At 71.0% G+C, this 23,915-nt stretch carries 26 protein-coding genes; 19 read left to right on the top strand and 7 right to left on the bottom strand.

Translation table 11 applies throughout. The features are described 5' to 3' along the window. The first annotated feature begins 24 nt into the window (after positions 1-24). On the top strand, positions 25-474 hold the full coding sequence (locus tag DYZ02_RS06070) for a GatB/YqeY domain-containing protein (RefSeq protein ID WP_115685444.1): 450 nt from the start codon (positions 25-27) through the stop codon (positions 472-474). 24 nt (positions 475-498) lie between these two features. Here the strand turns inward: DYZ02_RS06070 and DYZ02_RS06065 are convergent, their stop codons facing one another. Beyond that, positions 499-2,919: a transglycosylase domain-containing protein gene (locus DYZ02_RS06065; protein ID WP_115685443.1), complete on the bottom strand. Its 2,421-nt coding sequence runs from the start codon at positions 2,917-2,919 to the stop codon at positions 499-501. 223 nt (positions 2,920-3,142) lie between these two features. On the opposite strand from DYZ02_RS06065, the gene DYZ02_RS06060 reads away from it, so the two are divergent. From DYZ02_RS06060 to DYZ02_RS06045, 4 genes are read left to right on the top strand one after another with little or no spacing between them, the layout of a single operon-like run. Next, entirely contained in the window at positions 3,143-3,508 is a 366-nt protein-coding gene (locus DYZ02_RS06060; protein ID WP_245945683.1) for a WhiB family transcriptional regulator, read from the top strand. Between the two features lie 50 nt (positions 3,509-3,558). Then, entirely contained in the window at positions 3,559-3,714 is a 156-nt protein-coding gene (gene sp36 / locus DYZ02_RS06055) for a Sp36 family protein (protein WP_181896903.1), read from the top strand. A gap of 3 nt (positions 3,715-3,717) precedes the next feature. Next, a complete protein-coding gene (locus tag DYZ02_RS06050; protein ID WP_115685442.1) occupies positions 3,718-4,203 on the top strand; it encodes a RidA family protein in 486 nt (161 codons plus the stop codon). Between the two features lie 32 nt (positions 4,204-4,235). Beyond that, entirely contained in the window at positions 4,236-5,048 is an 813-nt protein-coding gene (locus DYZ02_RS06045; RefSeq protein ID WP_115685441.1) for an MBL fold metallo-hydrolase, read from the top strand. A gap of 86 nt (positions 5,049-5,134) precedes the next feature. Here the strand turns inward: DYZ02_RS06045 and glxR are convergent, their stop codons facing one another. Next, on the bottom strand, positions 5,135-5,818 hold the full coding sequence (glxR, locus tag DYZ02_RS06040; RefSeq protein ID WP_115685440.1) for a CRP-like cAMP-activated global transcriptional regulator GlxR: 684 nt from the start codon (positions 5,816-5,818) through the stop codon (positions 5,135-5,137). Between the two features lie 343 nt (positions 5,819-6,161). On the opposite strand from glxR, the gene nth reads away from it, so the two are divergent. The 4 genes from nth (at position 6,162) to DYZ02_RS06020 (ending at position 9,521) form a co-directional block, all read left to right on the top strand. Then, positions 6,162-6,968, top strand: coding sequence for an endonuclease III (gene nth, locus DYZ02_RS06035; RefSeq protein WP_115685439.1), 807 nt, complete (start codon positions 6,162-6,164; stop codon positions 6,966-6,968). Continuing rightward, a complete protein-coding gene (locus tag DYZ02_RS06030; RefSeq protein ID WP_115685438.1) occupies positions 6,969-7,538 on the top strand; it encodes a TlpA family protein disulfide reductase in 570 nt (189 codons plus the stop codon). It abuts the gene before it with no gap. Positions 7,539-7,541: 3 nt separating this feature from the next. Beyond that, a complete protein-coding gene (locus DYZ02_RS06025) occupies positions 7,542-8,255 on the top strand; it encodes an NUDIX hydrolase (RefSeq protein WP_115685437.1) in 714 nt (237 codons plus the stop codon). A 63-nt stretch (positions 8,256-8,318) separates the two neighbouring features. Then, a complete protein-coding gene (locus tag DYZ02_RS06020) occupies positions 8,319-9,521 on the top strand; it encodes a MarP family serine protease (protein ID WP_115685436.1) in 1,203 nt (400 codons plus the stop codon). Here DYZ02_RS06020 and DYZ02_RS06015 read toward each other — a convergent pair. The 3 genes from DYZ02_RS06015 to DYZ02_RS06005 all read right to left on the bottom strand — a co-directional run bounded on the left by DYZ02_RS06015 (position 9,518) and on the right by DYZ02_RS06005 (position 12,122). Continuing rightward, positions 9,518-10,417 (bottom strand): alpha/beta fold hydrolase, encoded by a 900-nt coding sequence (locus DYZ02_RS06015; protein ID WP_245945677.1) that lies wholly within the window; start codon positions 10,415-10,417, stop codon positions 9,518-9,520. The genes DYZ02_RS06020 and DYZ02_RS06015 overlap by 4 nt on opposite strands. A 102-nt stretch (positions 10,418-10,519) precedes the next feature. Further along, the gene (locus DYZ02_RS06010; RefSeq protein WP_115685435.1) at positions 10,520-11,110 is read right to left on the bottom strand and encodes a phage holin family protein; all 591 of its coding nucleotides are present in this window, start codon (positions 11,108-11,110) and stop codon (positions 10,520-10,522) included. Positions 11,111-11,261: 151 nt separating this feature from the next. Continuing rightward, on the bottom strand, positions 11,262-12,122 hold the full coding sequence (locus DYZ02_RS06005) for an HAD family hydrolase (protein ID WP_115685434.1): 861 nt from the start codon (positions 12,120-12,122) through the stop codon (positions 11,262-11,264). Between the two features lie 385 nt (positions 12,123-12,507). On the opposite strand from DYZ02_RS06005, the gene ssd reads away from it, so the two are divergent. Genes ssd through DYZ02_RS05970 form a run of 7 tightly spaced genes read left to right on the top strand, consistent with a single transcriptional unit; the run spans position 12,508 to position 16,873 of the window. Then, positions 12,508-13,557: a septum site-determining protein Ssd gene (ssd, locus tag DYZ02_RS06000; RefSeq protein WP_115685433.1), complete on the top strand. Its 1,050-nt coding sequence runs from the start codon at positions 12,508-12,510 to the stop codon at positions 13,555-13,557. Further along, positions 13,554-14,645: a TadA family conjugal transfer-associated ATPase gene (locus DYZ02_RS05995; protein ID WP_115685432.1), complete on the top strand. Its 1,092-nt coding sequence runs from the start codon at positions 13,554-13,556 to the stop codon at positions 14,643-14,645. Before ssd ends, DYZ02_RS05995 begins: the two co-directional genes overlap by 4 nt. Beyond that, positions 14,645-15,412 (top strand): type II secretion system F family protein, encoded by a 768-nt coding sequence (locus DYZ02_RS05990; RefSeq protein WP_115685431.1) that lies wholly within the window; start codon positions 14,645-14,647, stop codon positions 15,410-15,412. The genes DYZ02_RS05995 and DYZ02_RS05990 overlap by 1 nt, the downstream gene beginning before the upstream one ends. After that, positions 15,409-15,999 carry a type II secretion system F family protein gene (locus DYZ02_RS05985; protein ID WP_115685430.1) on the top strand — a complete coding sequence of 197 codons (591 nt, stop codon included), beginning with the start codon at positions 15,409-15,411 and terminating at the stop codon, positions 15,997-15,999. Before DYZ02_RS05990 ends, DYZ02_RS05985 begins: the two co-directional genes overlap by 4 nt. 51 nt (positions 16,000-16,050) lie before the next feature. After that, positions 16,051-16,260: a DUF4244 domain-containing protein gene (locus DYZ02_RS05980; RefSeq protein ID WP_115685429.1), complete on the top strand. Its 210-nt coding sequence runs from the start codon at positions 16,051-16,053 to the stop codon at positions 16,258-16,260. Further along, complete coding sequence (locus tag DYZ02_RS05975; protein ID WP_115685428.1) at positions 16,260-16,553, top strand: hypothetical protein; 294 nt, start codon at positions 16,260-16,262, stop codon at positions 16,551-16,553. The genes DYZ02_RS05980 and DYZ02_RS05975 overlap by 1 nt, the downstream gene beginning before the upstream one ends. After that, on the top strand, positions 16,550-16,873 hold the full coding sequence (locus DYZ02_RS05970; RefSeq protein ID WP_115685427.1) for an Rv3654c family TadE-like protein: 324 nt from the start codon (positions 16,550-16,552) through the stop codon (positions 16,871-16,873). The genes DYZ02_RS05975 and DYZ02_RS05970 overlap by 4 nt, the downstream gene beginning before the upstream one ends. Position 16,874: 1 nt before the next feature. On the opposite strand, the gene DYZ02_RS05965 is transcribed toward DYZ02_RS05970, so the two are convergent. After that, positions 16,875-19,214 (bottom strand): DEAD/DEAH box helicase, encoded by a 2,340-nt coding sequence (locus tag DYZ02_RS05965; protein ID WP_115685426.1) that lies wholly within the window; start codon positions 19,212-19,214, stop codon positions 16,875-16,877. 214 nt (positions 19,215-19,428) lie between these two features. Here DYZ02_RS05965 and DYZ02_RS05960 point away from each other — a divergent pair, with 214 nt between their 5' ends. Further along, a complete protein-coding gene (locus tag DYZ02_RS05960) occupies positions 19,429-19,632 on the top strand; it encodes a cold-shock protein (protein ID WP_115685425.1) in 204 nt (67 codons plus the stop codon). A 63-nt stretch (positions 19,633-19,695) separates the two neighbouring features. Here the strand turns inward: DYZ02_RS05960 and DYZ02_RS05955 are convergent, their stop codons facing one another. Further along, positions 19,696-20,322 carry a DedA family protein gene (locus DYZ02_RS05955; RefSeq protein WP_115685424.1) on the bottom strand — a complete coding sequence of 209 codons (627 nt, stop codon included), beginning with the start codon at positions 20,320-20,322 and terminating at the stop codon, positions 19,696-19,698. Positions 20,323-20,575: 253 nt separating this feature from the next. Between DYZ02_RS05955 and topA the strand changes: the two genes are divergently transcribed. Together topA and DYZ02_RS05945 are read left to right on the top strand one after the other, a co-directional pair. Further along, positions 20,576-23,470, top strand: coding sequence for a type I DNA topoisomerase (topA, locus tag DYZ02_RS05950; RefSeq protein ID WP_115685423.1), 2,895 nt, complete (start codon positions 20,576-20,578; stop codon positions 23,468-23,470). After that, the gene (locus DYZ02_RS05945) at positions 23,467-23,910 is read left to right on the top strand and encodes a hypothetical protein (protein ID WP_115685422.1); all 444 of its coding nucleotides are present in this window, start codon (positions 23,467-23,469) and stop codon (positions 23,908-23,910) included. Before topA ends, DYZ02_RS05945 begins: the two co-directional genes overlap by 4 nt. Positions 23,911-23,915 lie beyond the last annotated feature (5 nt).

Below are 23,915 nucleotides of genomic sequence, written 5' to 3'. Positions count from 1 at the left end.
CGCGCGACGCGTAATCTGGGTGCCATGAGTGAGCTGAAGAACAAAATCCGCGCAGACCTGAAGGAAGCCATGAAGGCGAAGGAGAAGGAGCGCACCGGCACGATCCGCATGCTGCTGGCCGCGATCCAGACCGCCGAGACCGAGGGTACGAAGCACGAGGTCGACGACAACGAGATCCAGAAGATCATCGCCCGCGAGATCAAGAAGCGCCGCGAGTCCGCCGACATCTACTCCACCAACGGCCGCGACGAGCTCGCCGCCTCCGAGCTCGCGGAGGCCGAGATCCTCGAGGCCTACCAGCCGAAGCAGCTCACGGACGAGGAGCTCGGCACGCTTATCGACGCCATCATCGCCGACCTCGGCGTCACCTCCATGCAGCAGATGGGCCCCGTGATGAAGGAAGCCACCGCCCGGGCCGAGGGGCGCGCGGACGGCAAGCGCATCTCCGAGGCTGTGCGCGCCCGCCTGTCCTAGCCGCCCGGGGTTAGCCGCCCGGGCTTAGCCGCCCAGGATCGAGTTCAGCGCCGCTCGGGCGTCGTCGATCTGCTGGGTGAGGTCGCTGAAATCGGGGGCTGGGCCGACCGGCGCGCCAGGAAGGGGGAGCGGTTCGAGGGAGCCGGTGGTGGACTCGGGGGTCCGGGTCCTCGTTGGACGGGAGGGGGAGCCGTCCGAGACGTTGAGGGTGACGGTCGCGCCGCGCGTCAGCGCCGCGTCCGAGGCGTCGGCGGAGACGACCGTGTCGCGCGGCGAACCGTTGCCGGGGACGGTCTTCACGTCGACGCGGAAGCCCTGGTCCTCGAGCTTCTTCTTTGCCTCGGACGTCTTCATGCCCGTGACCTGCTCCAGCGCGGTGCGGCGGGTGCCGCGGTTGTAGACCTGGCTGGAGTCGGGCAGGCCCGCCTCCCGCGCGCCGGGCACGCCCGCTGCCATCTGGAACCAGGTGTCGGCGGCCTCGTTGCCGCCGAAGAGGGTGCCCTCGGCGCACTGGCGGACCGGGCCGGTGCACAGCGGGGTGGTCTGGGTGCCGTCGTTGAAGATGTAGGGGGCGCCGGCGACACCGCGGGTGAAGCCGAGGAAGGCCGAGGACTGGTGGGACTCTGTCGTACCCGTTTTTGCCGCGACGGGGGAGGTCCAGCCGGCAGCCCCGGCGGCGCGCTTCGCGGTGCCGCTCTTCGCGTCCTCGGACATGCCCTGCGCCAGCGCCGCCGCGATGTCGGCGCTGACGGCCTGCTCGCACGCGGGGCGCTCGATGAAGACCTCCTGGCCGCGCTTGTCCTTCACGCTGGCCACGGGGTTGGGCTCGCACCAGCGGCCGCCGGAGGCCAGGGTGGCGGCCACGTTGGACAGCTCCAGCGCGTTGACGGCGGTTGGGCCTAGGGTGAAGGAGCCCATGTTCTCGTCGGTCGCGGCCTGCGCCACGGAGCGCTCCCCGTCGTAGGTGCCCTTCTCCTTGTAGGAGCGCAGGCCCAGGCGCACGGCCATGTCGGTGGTCGGCTTGACCCCGACCTTCTGGATGAGCTCGACGAAGGTGGTGTTGGGGGACTGCGCCAGGGCGTCGCGCAGGCTCAGCTGCGGGGCGTAGGTCCCCGCGTTCTCCACGCAGTACGCCCCCGCGGGGCAGTTGGCGGCACCGCCGCCGCCCATGCCGTAGACGACGGAGCGCGTCGGGGTGTTGAGCATCGTGTCCAGGCCGATGCCCTGCTCGAGGGCGACGGCGGCGGTGAAGATCTTGAACACCGAGCCGGCGCCGTTGCCAACCAGGGAGGTGGGCTGCGGCATGATCGTCTGGTTTTCCTCGAGGTCCAGGCCGTAGTAGCGCGAGGAGGCCATCGCCGCGATGTCGCGGGAGTTCTCCCCCGGGCGGATCACGTTGAGCACCTCCGCGACGCCGCTCGCCTGCGGGCTGACGTTGGAGCGCACCGCCTGGACGGTGGCGGTCTGGATGGCCGGGTCGAGGGTGGTGGTGATGGTGTAGGAGCTGCGCTCGAGCTCCTCCTGCGGCAGGCCCTTGGCTTCCAGGTAACGCAGCGCGTAGTCGCACAGGAACCCGTTGTCCCCGGCGGCGATGCAGCCGTCGGGAAGCCCGGCGGGCTCGGGCAGCGTGCCCAGCGGCGCCGCGGCGAGCTGCTCGGCCTCCCCGGGGGCGAGGTAGCCCTGGGAAGCCATGTTGGCCAGCACCGTGTTGCGGCGCTCCGTCGCCCCCTCGGGGTTGGTGTAGGGGTTGAGGTACTCCACGGACTGCAGCAGGCCGACCAGCAGCGCGCTCTGCTCGGGGCGCAGGTCGCGGGCAGGGATGTCGAAGTAGGTCCGCGCCGCGGCCTCGATGCCGAAGGCGTGGTTGCCGAAGGAGACGAGGTTGAGGTAGCGGGTGAGGATATCGTCCTTGCTCAGCGTCTTATTCAGGTCCGAGGCCATGCGCATCTCGCGGAGCTTGCGGGGGATGGACTGCTCGGTGGCCGCCCGGGCTTCGTCCTCGTTGTCCGCCTCGACGAGCCAGAGGTAGTTCTTCACGTACTGCTGGTTGATGGTCGAGGCGCCCTGCTCCACCCCGCCGGCGAGGACGTTGGTCACCATCGCCCGGGCGAAGCCCTGCATGTCGACGCCCTCGTGCTCGTAGAAGCGGCGGTCCTCCGTGGACACGAGCGCGTCCTTGACGCTCTGCGCGATCGCGTCGCTTCCCACCTCGTAGCGGCGCTGGTTGTAGATCCAGGCCATGGGGGTTCCGTTGACGTCGGTCACCGTGGTGACGCCGGGAACGTCGCCGCTGGTCAGATCGGAGAGGTTCGAGCGCATCGTCTCGTCCGTGCGGGCGATGGCCAGACCCCCGAGCCCCGCGACCGGGGCGAGGCAGAGCGCCGTGGCGAGGGCCGCCGCCGCGATGGCGAGGAGGAGATTTCCGAGTGACGTCAGTGCAGACACCCCCCATACCTTAAAGCAAGTCCAACATGTGAGGGAACAGCCATTCCCCCCTGAATGTGTGATGCATTCGACAACGGTTTGGCGGTGTGAATACACTTACAGGAACCATTGTGACAGTTGGGGAGGGTTTCACAGGTTGCGGCGCTAACAGACGGCCCGCCCTGAGGAGCGCTCCCCAAGATCCGGGCCCCGGGTCATTCGCCTCTTCGCCAAGGAGATCTCTATGACGACCACTCTCAGCAACGACGCGTACTCGGCCACCTCGCAGAGCAAGGATACGCCGCGCAAGTGCAATTCGGCCGGTGACCTCGTGTTCGACCGCGGAGAGTGGGTCACCCTCGCGCACTGCCGCTCGGGCGATCCGGACGCCCTCTTCGTCCGCGGCGCCGAGCAGCGCAAGGCGGCCGCGATCTGCCGCCGCTGCCCCGTCCAGATGGAGTGCCGGGCGGACGCCCTGGACAACAAGGTGGAGTTCGGCGTGTGGGGCGGGCTCACCGAGCGCCAGCGCCGCGCGGTGCTGCGCAAGAACCCGCACGTCACCGACTGGGCGGCCCACCTGGCCGAGGGCGGCGAGGTCGTCGGCCTCTAGCCCTGCGCCGGCGCGCCCGCGTCCCCGGCCCGGAATGTAGACTGTGGGGCATGACTAAATGGGAATACGCCACCGTTCCGCTGCTCACCCACGCCACCAAGCAGATCCTGGACACCTGGGGCGAGGACGGCTGGGAGCTCGTCAGCGTCATCCCGGGGCCGACCCCGGAGAACCTCGTGGCCTACATGAAGCGGGAGGCCGAGTAGGCCATGGCCGGACAGTGGACCGCGCGCCTCGCTGAGCTCGGCATCGAGCTGCCGCCCGTCGCCGCCCCCGTCGCCTCCTACGTGCCGGCCCTGCGGGTCGGGGATCAGGTGTGGACCTCGGGGCAGCTCCCGCTTGTCGACGGCACCCTGCCCGCCACCGGAAAAGTCGGCGCCGACCTCGACACCGAGAAGGCGACCCGCCTGGCCCGCCAGTGCGCGCTCAACGCCCTCGCCGCCGTGGATGGCCTGGTGGGCATCGACCGGGTGGCGCGCGTGGTGAAGCTGGTCGGCTTCGTCTCCTCGGCCCCCGACTTCACGGCCCAGCCCGCCGTGGTCAACGGGGCCAGCGACCTCATCGGCGAGATCTTCGGCGAGGCGGGCGCCCACGCCCGCTCCGCTGTCGGCGTGGCCGTCCTGCCGCTGGACGCGCCGGTGGAGCTGGAGCTCGTGGTCGAGCTCGCGCCGTGCGACGACCCGCAGGACGACTAGAAAACGCGGGATAAAGCGGTAGGCTATTTTTTATGCAGCATCCCGCTTACAGCCAATTGCGTCAGGTGACGCCGTCCGCCGCGGTTGTCTTGGCGCCGAACCCCAGCTACGCTGCCCTCGAGGGCACGAACTCCTGGGTGATCCGCGCCCCCGGCGACGAGTGCAGCATCGTGGTTGACCCGGGCCCCGAGGACGAGGGGCACCTCAACGTCCTCCAGGCGAAGGGCGAGAAGGTGGCCCTGATCCTGCTCACGCACCGCCACCACGACCACGCCGACGGGGCCCAGCGCTTCCGCCAGCTCACGGGCGCGCCCGTCCGTTCCCTCGACGGCAACTACTCCGCAGGTGCGGAGCCCGTCACCGACGGGGAGGTCATCTCCGTCGAGGGCGTCACACCCAAGGTCAAGGTCGTCGCCTCCCCGGGGCACACGATGGACTCCGTGTGCTACTTCGTCTACACCAACGAGCCGGAGCGCGACCAGCTCGAGGGCATCATCACCGGCGACACCATCGCGGGCCGCCACACCACGATGATCTCCGAGACCGACGGCGACCTCGGCGCCTACCTCGAGACCCTGGCGATGCTCGAGGAGGAGGGTAAGGACGTCACGCTGCTGCCGGGCCACGGCCCCGAGGGCCCCGACCTGTCCGCCTACGCGCGCAAGTACATCGACCGTCGCACCCAGCGCCTCCAGCAGATCCGGGAAGCGCTGGCCAAGCACGGCAACAACGTCGACGTGGCCACCCTCGTCGACGAAATCTACGACGACGTCGACCCGGTCCTGCGCGGCGCGGCCGAGCAGTCCACCCGCGTCACCCTGCGCTACCTGCGCGACAAGGCCTGAGCCGCGGCCTGAGCCCAGCTCTTCAACGCCCGACGCCCCTCCCGCGCCGCCCTGTTGGGCGGGGGAGGGGCGTCGTCACGCGTGCGTCAGCGGGCGCGGCGGGCGAGGTGCTCGGTGTCGACGATGAGCACCGACTTGCCCTCGAGCCGGATCCACCCGCGGTGCGCGAAGGTGGCGAGGGCCTTGTTCACGGTCTCGCGGGAAGCGCCGACGAGCTGGGCGATCTCCTCCTGGGTCAGGTCGTGGTTGACGCGCAGCGCGCCGCCCTCCTGGGTGCCGAAGCGGTTGGCCAGCTGGAGCAGCGTCTTGGCCACGCGACCAGGGACGTCGGTGAAGATGAGGTCCGCCAGCGAGGCGTTCGTGCGGCGCAGGCGGCGCGCCAGCACGCGGAGCAGCTGCTGGGAGATCTCGGGGTGGTTGTCGATCCACTGCTTGAGCATCTCGGAGTTCATCGTCGCCGCGGTGACCTCGGTGACGCAGACGGCGGAGGAGGTGCGGGGGCCCGGGTCGAAGATGGACAGCTCGCCGAACATGTCCGACGGGCCCATCACGGACAGGAGGTTCTCGCGGCCGTCGGGTGCGTGGCGGGCCAGCTTCACCTTGCCGTCGATGATGATGTAGAGGCGGTCGCCCGGCTCACCCTCGTCGAAGATCGTGGTGCCGCGCGGGAAGCGAACGGTTTCCATGTCACCGATGAGTGCGGAAACGGCTGCAGGGTCCACGCCCTGGAAGATTCCGGCGCGCGCAAGGGTGTCCTGTACGCCTTCCATTAAGCCTCCTAGTGTGAGGGTGTCGGGTGCGTGGCCGCCACCGTGACCTGCCTGGCCTCTCCCGGGGCTCCCGGGCTGGTCCGGCAGAGGGATCCGACCGGGCGGGCGAAACCACAATTACAGCACACACCTTAGCAAATCCGTTGGGAGGTTCGTCACATCTCGGCGCGATTGTGGCTTCTTCGGGGAGTGGAATGGGGGACGCGCCAGCCTAGCTGCCGAGCGCGACCGCCTCGAGCCTTTCCATCGCCACGGCGAAAAGGCCGAAGACCAGCGGGACAAGGGCGACGAAGAGGACGATCATGCGTGTGATGCTACCCGCCGGCTCACTATAGTGACCACTATGACTGAACCGAGCGGCACCGGACTCACTCCGCAGCGGCACCGCCGCCCCGGCTCCCACCCCGCCGCGAAGGGGCGCGAGACGAGCCTCGGGCGCACCCGCCGCGCCCGGCGCGTGAACCGCACCCTCGCCGCCGCCTTCCCCGACGCCCACGCGGAGCTCGACTTCACCACCCCCCTCGAGCTGCTGGTGGCCACGGTGCTTTCGGCCCAGACCACCGACGTCCGCGTCAACCAGGTCACACCCCGCCTCTTCGAGCGCTTCCCGACGCCCCAGGCCTACGCCTCGGCGAGCCAGGCGGAGGTGGAGGAGATCATCCGCCCGACCGGCTTCTACCGGGCCAAGGCGGCCAACCTCATCGGACTCGGGCAGAAGCTCGTCGCCGACTACAGCGGGGAGGTCCCCACAGCCATCGAGGACCTGGTCACCCTGCCCGGCGTCGGCCGCAAGACGGCCCACGTCGTGCGTGGCAACGCCTTCGGCATGCCCGGCCTGACGGTGGACACTCACTTCCAGCGGCTGGTGCACCGGCTCAGGCTCACCGAGGAGAAAGACCCCGTCAGGATCGAGCACGCGGTGGGTGAGCTGGTCGAGAAGAAGGAGTGGACGATGTTCTCCCACCGGATCATCTTCCAGGGCCGCCGCGTCTGCCACGCCCGCAAGCCCGCGTGCGGGGCGTGCCCCATCGCCTTCGACTGCCCCAGCTTCGGCGCCGGGCCGACCGAGCCTGCCGAGGCGGCCGCCCTGGTCACGGGGGCAGAAAAGCAGCACATCCTGGAGATGGTCGGGCCGGGAGGGCAGGACTAGATGCGCCGCACGATCATCTACAGCGTCGCCGCCCTCGTCGCCGTCACTGTGCTCCTGGCCGCCGGTCTCGCGGCGCTGCGCCCCGGCCAGCCGGAGCGCGCGGCCGAGCCGGTGGCGGCCGGTGGGGCGTCGACAAGCGAAGAGCCCGTCGCCCCCCGCCCGGCGTGCCCGGCCGGCGGGGTCGGGGGAGTGGAGCTGGACTGCCTCGGCGGCAGCGCCGGGCAGGGCGAGAGCGCCGGCGTGACGGTTGTGAATCTGTGGGCCTGGTGGTGCGAGCCGTGCCGCGCCGAGCTGCCGATCGTCGAGCAGTTCGCGCGCGAGCACCCCGAGTACACCGTGGTCGGGGTCCACGCCGACCGGGCCGCGGGCCGCGGCGCCGCCCTCCTGGAGGATCTCGGGGTCGGGCTGCCCAGCTACCAGGACAGCGACAACCGCTTCGCCGGCACCCTCGGGCTGCCGGGTGTGGTGCCCCTGACCGTGGTGTTCCGCGAGGGCGAGAAGGTGGCCACCTTCCCGAAGGTCTTCTCCTCCTCCGCCGAGCTCGCCGACGCCGTGGCCGGGGCGGTGTAGGGGATGGGAGACGTCCCCCTGAACCCGGGGCGCGCGCCGGGCTGGCTCGCCCCGCTCGTGCACGGCCTCGAGGACGGCGTCGCGTCGCGCCGGGCGCGCGAGCGGCTCGCGGCCAGGGTGCCGCAGAAGGACCGCCCCGACGAGGCGGCCGTGCTCATGCTCTTCGCCGGCGACCCCGCCGCAGCACAGCGCCCGGACGACGCCGGGGTGCTCATCACCCACCGCACCCCGACGATGCGCAGCCACTCCGGGCAGATGGCCTTCCCCGGCGGGCGCATCGACCCCAACGACGCGGGCCCCGTCGACGCCGCGCTGCGCGAGGCCTGGGAGGAAACCGGCCTCGAGCGGGGGCGCGTCGACCCGCTAGCCACGCTGTCCACCGTGACCACCGGCGGCAGCAACCGCGCCGTGCGCCCCGTCCTCGCCTACTCCGCCGACCCGGGCAGCCCCCACGTGGCCAGCCCCGTCGAAACCGACGACGTCTTCTTCGTTCCCGTCTCCCACCTCCTCGACCCGGCCAACCGGCTGCAGGTGGGCATGCTCGGCTGGAGCGGGCCCGCCTTCGCCGTCGACGGTTACCTGGTCTGGGGCTTCACAGGGCTGCTTCTCGACGTCCTCCTCTCCGCCGCCGGCTGGGACGAGCCGTGGGACAGCGACCGGGTCGTGCCCCTGCGCCGCGCGCTGAAGAACTCGCGCAACGCCGAGCGGCACTTCTAGGCGGGCGCTGCCCGGGGGGTAAGATGGGGAGCCTATTTGACCGCCGAAGGAGATGTTTCCAGCGTGACCGCTTCGCTCGTCGTCGACGTGATCATCGTCCTCATGATCCTCCTCGCCTTCGCGAGCGGCTGGCGGCGCGGGGCCCTGTCCGCGGTGCTCTCCGTGGTGGGCATCCTCGCCGGCCTCGTCGTCGGCCTCGCCCTGGCCCCGATGGTGGTGCGGCTGGCTGAAACCCAGTTCATCCGCGTGGTGCTGCTCATCGCCGTGGTCGTCTTCTTCGCCGGCACGGGCAACGTGGTCGGCGGGCTCATCGGCGCCCACATCCGCGATCTCGCCCGGGCCCGCTCGACGCAGACGCTCGACTCCGCGGTCGGGGCCGTCTTCCAAGCCCTGGCCGTCACGCTGGTGGTGTGGTTCGTCTCCATCCCCCTGGCCACCGCGCTGCCCGGGGCGCCGGGCGCCGGCCTGAGGGAATCGCGCGTCCTCGCGGCCATCGACCGCATCGCTCCCCCGGGCGTCGAAACGCTCCCCGCCCGCTTCGCGGCGCTTCTCGACGACTCCGGCCTGCCGCCCCTGGTCTCCCCCTTCACCAACGCCGCTGGCGCCCCGGTTGACGCGCCCGACCCCTCCGCGATCGACCCCGCCATGGTCAAGCGCGTGCGTCCCAGCGTCATCCACGTCATCGGCGACGCCGAGACCTGCGGGCGCCACATGATGGGCTCCGGCTTCGTCGCCGCCGAGGACCATGTGGTGACCAACGCCCATGTCGTCGCGGGCGCCGACACCGTCCAGCTCGACACCGTCTTCGGCGTGAAGGAGGCTTCCGTGGTCTACTACGATCCGGGCGCCGACCTCGCCGTCCTGCGCGCCGAGGGCCTCGGGCTCGACCCGCTGCCCTTCGCCGCCGACCCCCTCTCCGCGGGCGACGACGCCGTGGTCATGGGGTTCCCCCAGTCTGGCCCCTTCGAGGCGGCGGCGGCGCGCGTGCGCGGCATCATCACCATCGCCGGGCCGAACATCTACGCCACCGGCAGGGTCGAGCGCGAGGCGTACACCCTGCGCGGCAACATCCGCCAGGGCAACTCGGGCGGGCCCGTGCTCACCCCGGCGGGCGAGGTTGCCGGCGTGATCTTCGGGGCGTCCGTGGACTCCTCCGAGACTGGCTACGCACTCACCACGCGGCAGGTCATGGACGGGATCGGCGACGTGGGCGCGCTGTCCGCCCTGGGCCCGGGCGTAGACACCGGGGAGTGCGTCGCGCGCTAACCGGGGGAGGGTAGTGACGTCGCGAAGCGGGCGATCGTGTCGGCAAACCCGGCGGGGCGCTCCAGGTGGGGGAGGTTTTTCGCCCCGGCCACCGCGTCCTCCGTCACCGGCCCCCGCAGGCGGCGGCGCTGCCGGGCTGCCACCGGACCCCACAAGCCGAGCGGGGGGTGGAGCAGCAGGGTTGGAGCGGGGACGGGCCCGGACGGCGCGCGCTGCGTGAGCAGCTGGGAATTCGAGCGGATGTACGGGCGGGCGTTGGAGATCTCTGCGGCGCGCAGCCGAAGCTCGAGGACGCGGTCGAAGTCGGGCGAGGCGTGGAACTCCGCAGAGGTGTTGAGCAGCAGGTCGCGGCGGTAGGCCCACGCTCGCAACCAGTCGCCCACCGGCATCCGCGCGAGCGCGAGGCGGGCGAGGAGGGGAAGGAAATCCCACGGGCGGCGGGCCATGCAGCGGCGCAGATCCGCCGGGTGCGCCGCGGAGACGGACACGAGACCGGCGACGAGATCGGGGTGGGCCGCCGCCGCGGCCCAGGCGACGGAGCCCCCCGTGTCAGCCCCGACGAGCACGGCGTTCCTGTGGCCTAGTGTGAGGACCGCGCCCTTGACGTCGCCGACGCTCAGCAGCATCTCGTCGCCCCCGCGCTGGGCGGGTTTGTCGGACATCCCGTAGCCGCGCAGGTCGAGGGCCGCGACGTGGAACCCCCGCGCCGCCAGCGGCGCGAGAACGTCCGCGTAGTCGAACCATCCGCCGAATGTGCCGTGGAGGAGCAGGATGAGGGGGTCGGCCGGGTCACCCGCCGTCGCCGCGTGCAGGCGAAGGCCGCGGGTGTGGAGCATCTCGTGGGTAAAGTCGCCCTCGAGCTCGACCACCCGGGGGGAGCGGCCCGCGTGAGACATGATCTTCCTCCTGCCGTGCCAGCGGAAGCGGGGAACGTGTGCCAAGCCTACAAAAACGCCCGCGCCTCAGAGAGGCGGCGGGCGGTTAAGAGGGGCAGGGGCCTAGTCGACGTCCACGGCGGTGGTGCCGCCGCGGTTGTTCAGGCGGGCCTGGGAGGCCTTGTCGGAGACCGCGGGGCGGCCGGCGGCGTGGGTGTAGAGGCCGCTGCGGTCCTCCTCGAGGTTCTTCTGCGCCTTGCCCGGGACGAGGTTCTTCAGCTCGTTGACCGACGAGATTGTCTTCTCCGGGGCGCGGACCGCCTTAATCTTCTTGAACCCAACGAAGGCGAGTGCGCCCGCGACGGCGATCATCACGAGGAAGACGATGAGGAACGCGGCCCACCACGGCATCCACAGCGCGAGCAGCGCGGCGACGAAGAGGAAGAAGAAGAACGTGGAGTACAGCGCCACCACGCCCGCGCCGGCGAACAGACCGCCGCCGACGGCGCCCTTCTTCACCTCGCCGACGACCTCGGCCTTGGCTAGCTCAATCTCGCTGCGCACCAGCGTGGAAACCTGCTCCGTCGCGTTGGAGACGAGGGCGCCCAGGGAATCCTGGCCCGGCTGGGTAACCCCGGTGTCGCGCAGGGGGATGGAGTCAACCTTCGCGGAGATCGACGAGGAACCGTCAGTGTAGAGACCTTTGTTGCTCATGTTCTAAATACCTTTCTCGGGGCGCTCGCGTGTGGCGGAAAACACCATGACGACGGGCTCAACTGTAACACCGCTTTCACAACGCTCCCGGGACGGAAGCGCCACAATGCCAATCCTAGATAAACCTGTGACATGTGCGAGACAAATTATGTTACGCGCTGTTCTGGTTCTTCGAGTCCCGGAGCAGGCGCTGGGTGAGCCAGAAACCGGCGGCGGTCAGCGCCGTCACGCCGGCGACCACCCCAGCACCGATGCCCACCTCGCGGGCGTTCGGCATCTGAATCAGCGGCACGGGGTTTTTGAAGGTGCGCACCTCCCACCCGTTGACGAGGGCGTGCTTGCGCAGCGCGCGGTCCGGGTTGACCGCGACGGGGTGGCCGACCATCTCCAGCATGGGGATGTCCGTGGCCGAGTCGGAGTAGGCGTAGCTGCGGGCCAGGTCATAGCCGTGGGAGGTCGCGAACTCCTCCACGGCCTCGGCCTTGGCTCCACCCTTGAGGTAGCGGGTGATGGTGCCGGTCAGTTTTCCGTCCACGACCTCGAGCTCGGTGGCCACCACCGTGTCCACCCCGAGCTCGCGGGCGATTGGCTCGACCAGGATCGAGGCCGAGGCGGAGATGATGATGACCTCGCGGCCCGCGTGGCGGTGGTGCTTGATGAGGTCCCGCGCCTCCGCGTAGATCGCCGGGGTGACCACGTTGTGCATCGTCTCGGTGGTGATGCGGCGGACCTCGTCGACGGACCACCCCGCCACCATCTGCGTGAGCGAGTCGCGTGTGCTGTCCATTTGCTCGCTCGTGTGGCCGGAGAGCATGTAGGAGGCCTTCGTCAGCGAGATCTCGAGCGCCTCCTGCCGGGTGATGAGCCCGTTGTTGAGGAACTCGCGCCCGAACGCGTACACGGAGGAGGTCGCGATGATGGTCTTGTCGAGGTCGAAGAACGCCGCAGTCGGGCGCAGCGCGAGCGCGGACCCGGTCGGGTCCGTGTCGGGGCCTGCGTGGCGGGGGTTCATGCCACCGTAGTGTAGACGGGTCCGTGGGGGAACGAAAGCGTGGCGCGTGTGGCGGATGTGGCTTTGCGGGTTGGGAGGGGATGGTGGGGATAGTTCCGGGTAGAAAAGTTGTTCGGAAATGTGGCCCGGTTTCTTGCCTGGGCGCCGCCCGATGTGCAATACTTGTTCGTGCACGGCCCCGATATACAGTGTGGCCTGCCCCGGCCCACCCCCCCGAGGCCGGGTTACTGACGGCCCGCGCACACCCCCCCCGAGGCGCGGGCCGTCCCTTATTTTCTCTGACCTTTCCCCAGGTAGTGCGGGATGCATCAACAAAGCCGGGGTTTATCCACAGCCTCCCGCGCTCTCCGTTGTGGTTGCGGTTCGGCCAGTGGAGGGTGGTGCCATGACAACCTCGCCACTCGCGGAACCGCTCGTCGTAGCTATCGACGACCCACTCCTGCACCCGGAGGCACTCCACGTCGCCGCCGCCACCGGGCGCCCGATCGTCGACGTGGACGGGGCCGACGGCGTTGGCCGCCACTTCGCCCGCGCGCACGCGGTGTTCGTGGACGCGCACTTCGCCGCCGCGGTGCGGGAGTGGCCCGCGCGGCCCGGCATCTTCCTGCTCGGCACGGAGGTGGCGGCCACCGACGCAGCCCACGCATCCTTCCCGCAGGCGGAGAGGTCCTTCGTCCTCCCCGCCCAGGCGGGGGAGCTCCTTCGTGCGGTGGGCTTGCTGGGCGCAGCGGGCAGCCAGGTGGGCGGGGAGGACCCCGTGATCGCCGTCCTCGCCGCGGCTGGCGGGGTCGGTGCCTCGACCTTCGCGGCCTCTCTGGCCCGCACTGCGGGCCCGGACCACGAGCCGACGCTCATTGACGCCCACCGGTACTCCGGCGGGATGGACCTCCTGCTCGGCGTGGAGGAGGAGGCCGGCGCCCGGTGGGGTGAGATCGTCCTCGGGGAAGGCGCCGTGAACCGGGAGGACGTGCGCCGCGCCCTGCCGCACACCGGAGACGGCATTGCGGTGCTGACCCACGCGAGGACCTCCATCAACGACCCTTTTGCGCTGGACAGGGTCACGGTGGAACGCGTCGTGTCGGCGGTGTCGGGCGGCGGCCTGACGGTGGTGGACACGCCGGTGCGCCTCATGCCCGCCCGCTGCGACCTCGCGGTGGTGGTCACCCCGGCGGAGGTTCGCGGCGCGGCGGCAGCGGCGCGGATGGCTGCGGAGTGCGCCGCCGCGAGCACCCCGGCGGTGGTGGTCCTGCGGCACCGCGGGTGGTCCTCGCTGGCCGCCGCCGAGGTGGAAAAGATCTCCCGGCTCACCGTCTGCGCCGAAGTGGGGGAGATCCGCGGTCTGCGGCGCGCGGCAGAGGTCAGCGGGCTGCCGGGGAGGCTCGCGCGGCCGCTCACCAGGGCGGCGCGGCGCGTGCTGTCGGAGGTGGGGCTGTGAACAGCGAGGTCATCGAGCGCGTGAAGCGGCGCCTCGCGGACGAGGGAGCCACCCCCGATCCCGCGCGCCTTGCCGCGATCGTGCGCGAGGAGGCGGTGGTGATCAGTGACGTCGACGTGCTCGACGTGATGCGCCGCCTGCGCGACGAGACCGCGGGCGCCGGACCCCTGGAGGCGCTGTTGGCGGGTGCCGACGTCACCGACGTCTGCGTCAACGGCGCGGACACCGTCTACGTTGACCGGGGCCGCGGGTTGGAGCCGGCCGAGATCTCGTTCGCGTCCGAGGCGGAGGTGCGCAGGCTGGCCACCCGCCTCGCCGCGGGGTGCGGGCGCCGCCTCGACGACGCCCAGCCATACTGCGACGGCCACCTGCCCCGCCCGGACGGCACGCTCCTGCGCTTCCACGCGGTGCTCGCACCGACAGCGAAGGCCGGGACGTGCCTGTCGCTGCGGGTGCTGCGCGGCAACACCACCACCCTCCACCAGCTCCGCGAGGCGGGCTCGCTCAACGACGACAGCCTGCGCCTCCTGCGCGACATCGTGGCGCGCCGGAAGTCCTTCCTGGTCATCGGGGGCACCGGGGCGGGGAAGACAACCCTGCTGTCGGCCATGCTCGCCGAGGTGGATCCAGGTGAGCGGATCATCGCCATCGAGGACACCGTTGAGCTGGCCCCGCGTCACCCGCACGTGCTGAACCTGACCACGCGGGGAGACAACGCGGAGGGGATCGGGCGCATCACCATCGCCGACCTCGTGCGCCAGGCGCTGCGGATGCGCCCCGACAGGATCGTCGTGGGCGAAATCCGGGGCGCCGAGGTCGTGGACCTGCTCGCCGCCCTGAACACGGGGCACGACGGCGGGGCGGGCACGCTGCACGCCAACTCCGTGCACGAGGTCCCCGCCCGGTTGGAGGCGCTGGCCGCGCTGGGCGGACTCGACCGCGCCGGGCTGCACTCGCAGCTCGCGGCTGCGGTGGACTACGTCGTGGTGGTGAAGCGCCTCCCCGGCGGGCGCCGCTGGGTGCACCAGATCGGGGTGCTGGAGGGCAACCCCGTGGGCGTGCGCGTGGTGTGGGAGGAGGCACCGTGATGTGGCTGCTTGCGGCCAGCGCCGCCGCGGCGGTGGGACGGCCGAACCCCGCCGGGAGGGTGTCCGAGGCTCAGCGGGTGCGCGCGCCCGGGTGGGTGCCGGTGTTCGCTGGCGCGGCGCTGCTCGGCGTTCTCGCGGTCGACCGGGCGGGGCTGGTGGCCGCGGCCGGAATGGCGGCGGCGACGGCGGCGGACACGGTGGTGAGGCGTCGCGAAGCGGCGCTGGCCCGCCGCCGGTCCGAGCTCACCGCGGGCTTCCTCGGGCACCTCGTGACCAACCTGCGGGCGGGAGCATCGCTTGCCGACGCCACCTCGCGCGCCGCGGAACACCTCCCCGCTTCCGCCCCCGCAGCGCTGCTGCGGGACATCCAGCGTGCGGTGGCTGCGGTGCGCTCGGGAGGTGAGCCGGACGCTGTTCTGGCCTGCTCCGCGAGCCCCGAGCTGCGGGAGGTCGGGGCGCTGTGGGGCCTCGCCGCCACCCGTGGCCTGCCCGTCGCCGAGCTTCTCGCGCGCGCCCGGGACCGCCTGGACGCGGCGCAGCGTCACAGGGCCGCGACCGAGGCGGCCCTGGCGGGACCGAAGACAACCGCCATCGTGCTCTCGGCGCTACCGGCGGCCGGGGTGGCGATGGGAACGGCCATGGGCGCGGATCCCCTCGGGATCCTCCTCGGCGGCGGGCTGGGCGGGTGGCTGCTGGCGGGCGGGACGGCGCTGGTGTGCGCGGGTTTCCTCCTCTGCGAACGCATCATCGCGGGAGCGACGGCATGAGCGCCGTCGCCTCGGCGGTGATCCCCGCCCTGCTTCTGGCCGGCGCCCTCGCGGTGCCCGCGCCGGGTGCATTCGCGCGGGTCTTGAGCGAGAAGACCCCGCGCGACGGGCCCGCGCTGCGCCTGCGCCCCGCCGGGGTCGACCGCCACCGGGCGGCCGCGGACATCGAGCTGTTCGCCGCGTGCTTCCGAGCCGGCCTGCCGGCGGCGAGTGCAGCGGCGGCGGTCGCCGAGTCCTACGGTGCCGATCCGGGTCCAGACAGCCCGGCGGATCCCTGGCGCACCGTCGCGGCCCTGAGCGCGCTGGGCGTGGAAACGCAGCGCGCGTGGGCGGAGATGCACCGCGTCCCGGGCGGAGCCGAGCTCGCCGCGCTGATCGCTCTCTCCAGCGCCTCGGGCTCGGCCGTCGCGGCCGGGTGCGAGCGCATCGCCGCCGGACTCCGCGAGGGGGCCGCCGACGACGCCAAGGCCAGGGCCGAGCGCGCCGGCGTCCTCATCGCACTGCCCTTGACCGCTTTCTTCCTCCCGGCCTTCTTCGTCCTCGGGCTCGCCCCGGTCGTGATCGGGCTGGCCGGGAAACTCACCTGACACACCACACCTCGACCACAAGAAGACAAGAACACGAGAAGGAGAAAACCCATGTCCCTGTTCACCAACGCAACCGCTTTCCTGTCCGCCCGCCTGCTCACCCTGCGCGATGACCGAGGGATGTCCACCATCGAGTACGCCTTCGGCAGCCTCGCCGCCGCCGCGCTCGCCGGGGTGCTCTACATGGTCGTCAACGGCAACGGCGTCGTGTCCGCGATCGAGGGGGTCATCACGGACGCCCTGAGCAACAAGCCGGGCTAATGCTGCGCGACAACACCGGCTCCGTCACCGTCGAGGCCGCTCTCTCCCTGGCGGTTCTGGTCACGGTGGCGGCAGCCATCGTCGGGGGAATCGCCACGATGGCCGCCTACATCTCGGCCGTCGACATCGCCGGGGCCGCCGCGCGCTCCCACGCGATCGGGGTGGACTACGCCCCGCCGCGGGGAAGCGTCAGCGTGGCGGAGGACGGCGGGATGGTCACGGTGACGGCGCAGGTGCCCGCCGCGCTTTTCGACGTCTCCGCCACCGCCGTCTACCCGGTGGAGTTCCGGTGAGGCGCGCGCTGCGCGGCGAGGAGGGTTACGCCACGGTGACCTCGGCGGGGATCATCGCGGCCGTGGTCAGCCTGCTGCTGGTGGTGGCCGGCCTGGGCGCGCGGGTGGCCGATTCGCACCGGGCGCGCAACGCGGCCGATCTCGCGGCCGTCGCCGCGGCGACCGCGCTGTACCGGGGCACCGACGCGTGCGGGGCGGCGCAAGCAACCGCCTCCGCCAACGGCGCGCGCGTGGAGGGCTGCGAGGAACGCGCCCCGGATGTCGTCGTCACGGTGCGTTTCGGCCGGTCCTCGTCCACCGCGCGGGCGGGGCCGCTGTAGGTCACCCGGGCGGGGCCGGTGTCATGGTCACCAGCGCCCCGAGGAGCTTCAGGGCGGCGTGCTTGTCCAGCGGCTGGTTGCCGTTTCCGCACTTCGGCGACTGGACACAGGACGGGCAGCCGGACTCGCAGCCGCAGGACTTCACCGCCTCGTACGTCGCGGCGATCCACTCGGGGAAGCGGGCGTAGCCCTCGTCGGCGAAGCCCGCCCCGCCCGGGTGGCCGTCGTAGACGAAGACGGTGGGCAGGAGGGTGTCCTGGTGCAGGGCGGTCGAGACCCCGCCGATGTCCCACCTGTCGCAGGTGGCCAGGAGGGGGAGCAGGCCGATCGCGGCGTGCTCCGCCGCGTGCAGCGCGCCGGGGACCTCGCCGGGCGTGATCCCCATGGCCTCGAGGGCAAGCGGGTCGATCGTGTAGGCCACGGCGCGGGTGACCAGCCGCTGCTCCGGCAGGTCGAGGGGGATGTGCTCGGAGACCGTGCCGTCGGTCAGCCTTACCACGTAGCCGGTCACCCGGTCCACCACCTCGACGTCCAGGTTGGCCACCCACAGCCCGGGGGCGGGGTTCGAGCGGGAGGAGGCCTCGCCGAGGATCGAAATCTGCGTGGTCGAGCGGGCCTGCGTGGAGTAGTCGGGGGTCTCGGGGCGGGCGAGGGCCACGAAGTCGTCGAGCTCGAGCGAGTCGATGACGTAGTGCTCGCCCTGGTGGATGTAGACGGCGCCTTCGTGGACCTGGGTCATGGCCCGGCCCGCGTCGACGGTGCCCAGCAGGCGCCCGTCGGAGATGTCCACGATCATTACTTCCGCGCCCGCCCCGCCGCGCAGGCTGACGGAGGCGTGGGCGGTTTCGGGGGAGAGCTCGCCCTCGAGCTGCGGCACCGCGAACCACCCGCGGGGCCGTCTGCGCAGGTAGCCGTCGCGCACGAGGCCGTCGACCACCTCCGCGGCGCCGAACGCCTCGACATCGTCGGGGGTGAGGGGCCGCTCGACCGCGGCGCAGTAGATGTGGCCGCGCAGCACGTAGGGGTTGGAGGGGTTGAACACGCTGTTTTCCACCGGCCTGCCAAGCAGCGCCTCGGGGTGGTTGACCAGGTAGGTGTCCATCGGCTCGTCGCGCGCGACCATGACGGCCACCGAGAACTGGCCGCGCCGCCCCGCCCGGCCCGCCTGCTGCCGGAAGGAGGCGACGGTGCCGGGGAAACCGGCCATGACCACGGCGTCCAGCCCGCCGACGTCGATGCCCAGCTCGAGGGCGTTCGTGGTGGCCAGCCCGAGCAGGTCGCCGTTGTCCAGCGCGCGCTCGAGGCGGCGCCGGTCCTCGGCGAGGTAGCCGGCGCGGTAGGAGGCGACCCGCTGGGCGAAGTCCGCCCGCCCGGCGACTACGAGGTCCTCCTGGGCGCGCATGGCCACGAGCTCGGCGGCGCGCCGGGAACGGACGAAGGTGAGGGTGCGGGCGCCGTCGAGGACCAGTGCGGACATGATCGAGGCGGCCTCCGTGGTGGCGGCGCGGCGCACCGGGGCGCCGTTTTTTCCCTCCGCGCCCTCGATGAATCCGGGCTCCCACAGCGCGATGGTGCGCTCGCCGGTCGGGGCGCCGTCCTCGGTCACGGCCGTGACGGCGCGCCCGCACAACCGGTAGGCCTGACCGGCGGGGTCGGCGGCGGTGGCGGAGGCGAAGATGAGCGTCGGGTGCGACCCGTAGGCCTCCGCGAGGCGGAGGAGGCGCCGCAGGGTCAGGGCGACGTTGGCACCGAAGACGCCGCGGTAGGTGTGGCACTCGTCCACCACCACGAACCTCAGGTGGCGCAGCAGGCGGGCCCACCGGGCGTGGTTGGGCAGGATGCCGGCGTGGAGCATGTCGGGGTTGGTGAACACGAAGCGGCTGGCTTCCCGGATCCCGGCGCGGGCCTCGGTCGGGGTGTCGCCGTCGTAGGGGGCGGGGTTGACGCCTGCGGGCGCGAGCCGGGCTGCGGCGTGGAGCTGGTCCGAGCCCAGGGCCTTGGTGGGTGTCAGGTAGATCGCGCAGGCGGTCGGGTCGGCGGCGAGCGCGGAGAGGACGGGCAGCTGGTAGCCCAGCGATTTGCCGGAGGAGGTGCCGGTGGCCACCACCACGTCGCGGCCCTCCCAGGCGAGCTCGGCGGTGCGCGCCTGGTGGGAGAAGAGGCGGGGGATGGAGGCGTCGGCAAGCGTGCTCTTGAGGCCCTCGCCGACCCACTCGGGCCAGTCGGCCCAGGTGGCGGGGGTGGCGGGGCTGTGCTCGACGTGCGTGATGCGGGCGGAGGGGAAGCGGCGGCGCAGCGCCTCGATGATCTCGGCGCCGAACGAGTAGCCGTGATTGGACATGCGTTTCACCCCCGGTTGGAACAGCGGATCGAATAAATTATGCCAGCCCCCTACACCTTTCCTTCAGTTTCGTGGCACAATTGAACTCGGTCGCAGATTCTGTGCGCGCCTAACCAAGGTGCTCGTGAGTTTTTGTTGCGCGGGCGCCAGGTCCTTTCGAAGACCTGGTGATCGATAGACCGTCATTGCCAGCGATTTTTGAAAGGTACACATCATGGCTACTGGAACTGTCAAGTGGTTCAACGCTGAAAAGGGCTTCGGCTTCATCGCTCCGGACGACGGCTCCGCCGACGTCTTCGTCCACTACTCCGAGATCAAGGGCTCCGGCTTCCGCACCCTCGAGGAGAACCAGCAGGTTGAGTTCGAGATTGGCGAGGGCACCAAGGGCCCGCAGGCCCAGGACGTCCGCGCTCTCTAAGCGCTTGTCGACGCCACAATCCCCCTCCCGGTTCCGGGAGGGGGATTTTTGCTGCCCTCGGCGCTAGAGGGTGGACACGCCGCGGCGGACGTCGTTCCAGTCGAACAGCCTGGCCTGCAGCTTCTGGATGAGCAGGCCGACGAGGGAGCCGAGAGTGACGCCGACGATCATGGCGAGCAGGGGGTAGTCGGCGAAGAGGGAGCCGCCGAGGTAGCCGACCCCGACGCTGAGGCAGGCCCAGACGATGACGCCGATGGTGTCGTAGATGAAGAAGGCGACCCAGCTGTAGCCCACGGAGCCGAGGACGATCGTGGCCACCCAGCGGGCCCAGGGCAGGAACCGGGCGACGATGATGGTCGCCCCGGCCCCGCGGTTCATGTTGCGCTTCACCCACGCGATGGACACCCCGGCCTTGGAGTTCGGGTCGAGCCTGTCGACGACCTTGATCAGCTTCTTGCCCAGGCGGAAGCAGATGTTGTCGCCGATGATCGCGCCGATGATGGCGGCGAGGATGACGCCGCCGACGTCGGGCACGCCGCGGGAGGCGGAGAAGGCGCCGGCGAGGTTGAGCACCGACTCGGAGGGGACGACGGGCGCGAGGGCGTCGCAGATGATCAGCACGCTGACCAGCGGGTAGAAGATTTCCATCTGCATGAGCTGCTCGAGGAAACCGATCAGAGAGTCGATCACTGCGGGGTGCTCCTTCCGGGCCGGTTGGCGGGCGCGCGCGGACCCTTCCCAGAGTGTAACGACACGCGCGGGAGGTGATCATATTTCCCATAGCGTGCCTGGGCGTGATAGTTGTCTGATAGAAAGAGGGGAGTTTTGACCTTCTGCGCGACCACCCGCGACCCACCCCTTTGAACCCGCGAAAATGGTGGGGCCAAGGATGCGTCCTTAATATAAGGCGCAGATCGGACAGAGAAGAGAGGTGTCACCCGGCGTGGCAGACAACGGCACAACCCTCGTCATCGTTGAGTCGGCGACGAAGGCGAAGAAGATCCAGAAGTACCTGGGCGGCGACTACATCGTTGAGGCGTCGGTGGGCCACATCCGCGATCTTCCCGGCCGCGCCGCGGACATCCCCGCGAAGTACAAGAAGGAGCCGTGGGCGAAGCTGGGGGTGAACCCCGAGGCGGGGTTCGCCCCGATCTACGTGGTCAGCCCCGACAAGAAGAAGAAGGTCTCCGACCTCAAGGACAAGCTGAAGAAGTCCGACCGGCTGCTCCTGGCCACAGACCCCGACCGAGAGGGCGAGGCGATCGCCTGGCACCTGCTCGAGACGCTGAAGCCGAAGGTGCCGGTGGAGCGCATGGTGTTCAACGAGATCACCGAATCGGCCATCCGCGAGGCGGCGCGCAACACCCGCGAGCTGGACATGGACCTCGTCGACGCGCAGGAGACCCGCCGCATCCTCGACCGCCTCTACGGCTACGAGGTCTCCCCGGTGCTGTGGAAGAAGGTCATGCCGCGACTGTCCGCGGGCCGTGTCCAGTCGGTGGCCACCAGGGTGATCGTGGAGCGCGAGCGCGAGCGCATGGCGTTCGTCTCCGCCGAGTACTGGGACCTGACGGCGACGCTGACCCCGGGCTCGGAGTCCTTCGACGCCAAGCTCACCGCCGTTGACGGCCGGCGCGTGGCGCAGGGCCGCGACTTCGACGACCGCGGCAACGTGAAGTCCAAGGACGTTCACGTGGTGGACCAGGCGGCGGCCGAGAAGCTCGCTGCGGGCCTCGAGGGCGCGACGATGAGCGTGACGAAGGTGGAGGAGAAGCCCTACACCCGCCGCCCGCACCCGCCGTTCATGACGTCCACGCTGCAGCAGGAGGCGGGGCGCAAGCTGCACTTCACCTCGGCGCGCACGATGCGCATCGCGCAGCGCCTCTACGAAAACGGCCACATCACCTACATGCGTACCGACTCGACCTCGCTGTCCAAGCAGGGCCTCGACGCGGCGCGCGCCGCGGCGACCGAGCTCTACGGCGCCGAGTACGTCAGCTCCTCTCCGCGCGTCTACGACCGTAAGGTGAAGAACTCGCAGGAGGCGCACGAGGCGATCCGCCCGGCGGGGGAGCGCTTCGCGACGCCCGGCCAGCTCGCCGGCTCCCTCGACGCCGAGGAGTTCAAACTCTACGAGCTGATCTGGCAGCGCACCGTCGCCTGCCAGATGAACGACGTGCGCGGCACCTCGATGAAGGTGACGGTGGAGGGGGCGTCGACAAGCGGCGAGGCCGCGGAGTTCGCCGCGACCGGCCGCACGATCACCTTCCCGGGCTGGCTGCGCGCCTACTCGGACACCAGCGACAGTGAGACGCACCTGCCGCGCCTGGCGGAGGGCGACGCGCTGGAGACGCAGAAGATCACCGCGGACGGGCACTCGACGAACCCGCCGGCGCGCTACACCGAAGCCAGCCTGGTGAAGAAGATGGAGGAGCTCGGCATCGGGCGCCCGTCGACGTACGCGTCGATCATCAAGACGATCCAGGACCGCGGCTACGTCGCCGCCCGCGGCAACGCGCTCGTCCCCACGTGGGTGGCGTTTTCCGTGGTCGGTCTGCTGGAGAACAACTTCGACGCGCTCGTGGACTACGACTTCACCTCCTCGATGGAGGACGAGCTCGACGAGATCGCCCACGGCAACGAGAACCGCACGGAGTGGCTCACCGGCTTCTACTTCGGCGACGCTGACGCGGACGACAGCATGGCCGAGGCCGTTGCCAGGCGCGGCGGGCTCAAGCACATCATCGAGGACAACCTCGAGAGCATCGACGCCCGCGAAGCCAACTCGCTGAAGCTTTTCGACGACTCCGAGGGCCGCCCCGTCGTCGTCCGCGTGGGCCGCTACGGGCCCTACATCGAGCGCGTTGTCGGCACCGGCGAGGACGGCGAGCCGGAGTACCAGCGCGCCAACGTGCCCGAGTCCGCCACCCCGGACGAGATCACCCTGGAGCTGGCGGAGAAGCTCTTCGCCACCCCGCGCTCCGGCCGCGAGCTGGGGCAGAACCCGGACAACGGACGCATGGTCGTGGCGAAGGAGGGCCGCTTCGGCCCCTACGTCACGGAGCTCGTGCGCGACGACGAGCGCGAGCGTGCCGAGGCCCACGCCGAGAAGGTCGTCGCCGAGGAGCGCGCCGCCGAGGACGCCCAGCGCGCCGAGGAGGGCAAGCGGGCCAAGAACTGGGAGACCAAGACCGCCGCCGCGCAGAAAGAGAAGCGCGTGGCGGAGCTGGTCGAGGAGCAGCTCAAGCCGGCGACCGCCTCGCTGTTTTCCTCCATGGAGCCCTCCAGCGTCACCCTCGAGGAGGCGCTGAAGCTGCTCTCGCTGCCCCGCGATGTGGGCGTGGACCCCTCCGACAACGAGGTGATCACAGCGCAGAACGGCCGCTACGGCCCCTACCTGAAGAAGGGCAGCGACTCGCGCTCGCTGGCGAGCGAGGAGCAGATCTTCGACATCACCCTCGAGGAGGCGCGCCGCATCTACGCCGAGCCAAAGCGCCGCGGCCGCGCCGCCGCGAAGCCGCCGCTGAAGATGCTGGGCGACAACGACGTCTCCGGCAAGCCGATGAGCATCAAGGAGGGCCGCTTCGGCCCCTACGTCACCGACGGGGTGACCAACGCCTCGCTGCAGCGCGGCGACACCCCGGAGACGATGACGGACCAGCGCGCCAACGAGCTGCTCTCCGCCCGCCGGGCACGCGAGGCCGAGGAGGGGACCGGGCCCGCGAAGAAGGCCACCAAGAAGGCCGCGAAGAAGAAGGCGACGAAGAAGGCCGCGAAGAAGACGGCCAAGCGCCCGGCGAAGACGACCAAGCGCGTGGTGCGCGCGAGGAAGAGGTGATCCGGCGGACCCTGCGCGGCGCGGAGGCGCTCGCGCTCGCCGTGGGCTCCCGCCCCGCGTGGGTGGTGCCGGCTGGGGCGTCGCTGAGCAGGCGCCTGCGCATCGCCGCCGAGCCGGCCGCGCGTCTGCTCGCCGCCCCCTGGAACCCGGCCGCCGCGCTCGCCGCATTCGACCAGAACCGCGTCCCGCGCCGCCCGTCTGCGCTGGGCGTGGGCGCGGTCGTCGCGGCGCACGCCGTCACCGTGGCGCTGGCCAACGACCCGGCACTGCGGGGTGGGGTGCCTGCACTGGAGGGCATCAGCCACGGCGCCAACCTCGCCTTCGCGGCGGAGGGCCTGCGGCTTTTCGCCAACTCGGGCGCACGCAACCCGCTTCTCGACGCCCTCGTGGCCGCCGCCGGCAGCATCGGCCACCTCCTGCTGGCGCAGGGGCTGCGGTGACGGAG

The organism is Corynebacterium senegalense (genome assembly GCF_900411315.1).
Taxonomy (GTDB): domain Bacteria; phylum Actinomycetota; class Actinomycetes; order Mycobacteriales; family Mycobacteriaceae; genus Corynebacterium; species Corynebacterium senegalense.
This window is presented reverse-complemented; position numbering and strand designations above follow the sequence as displayed.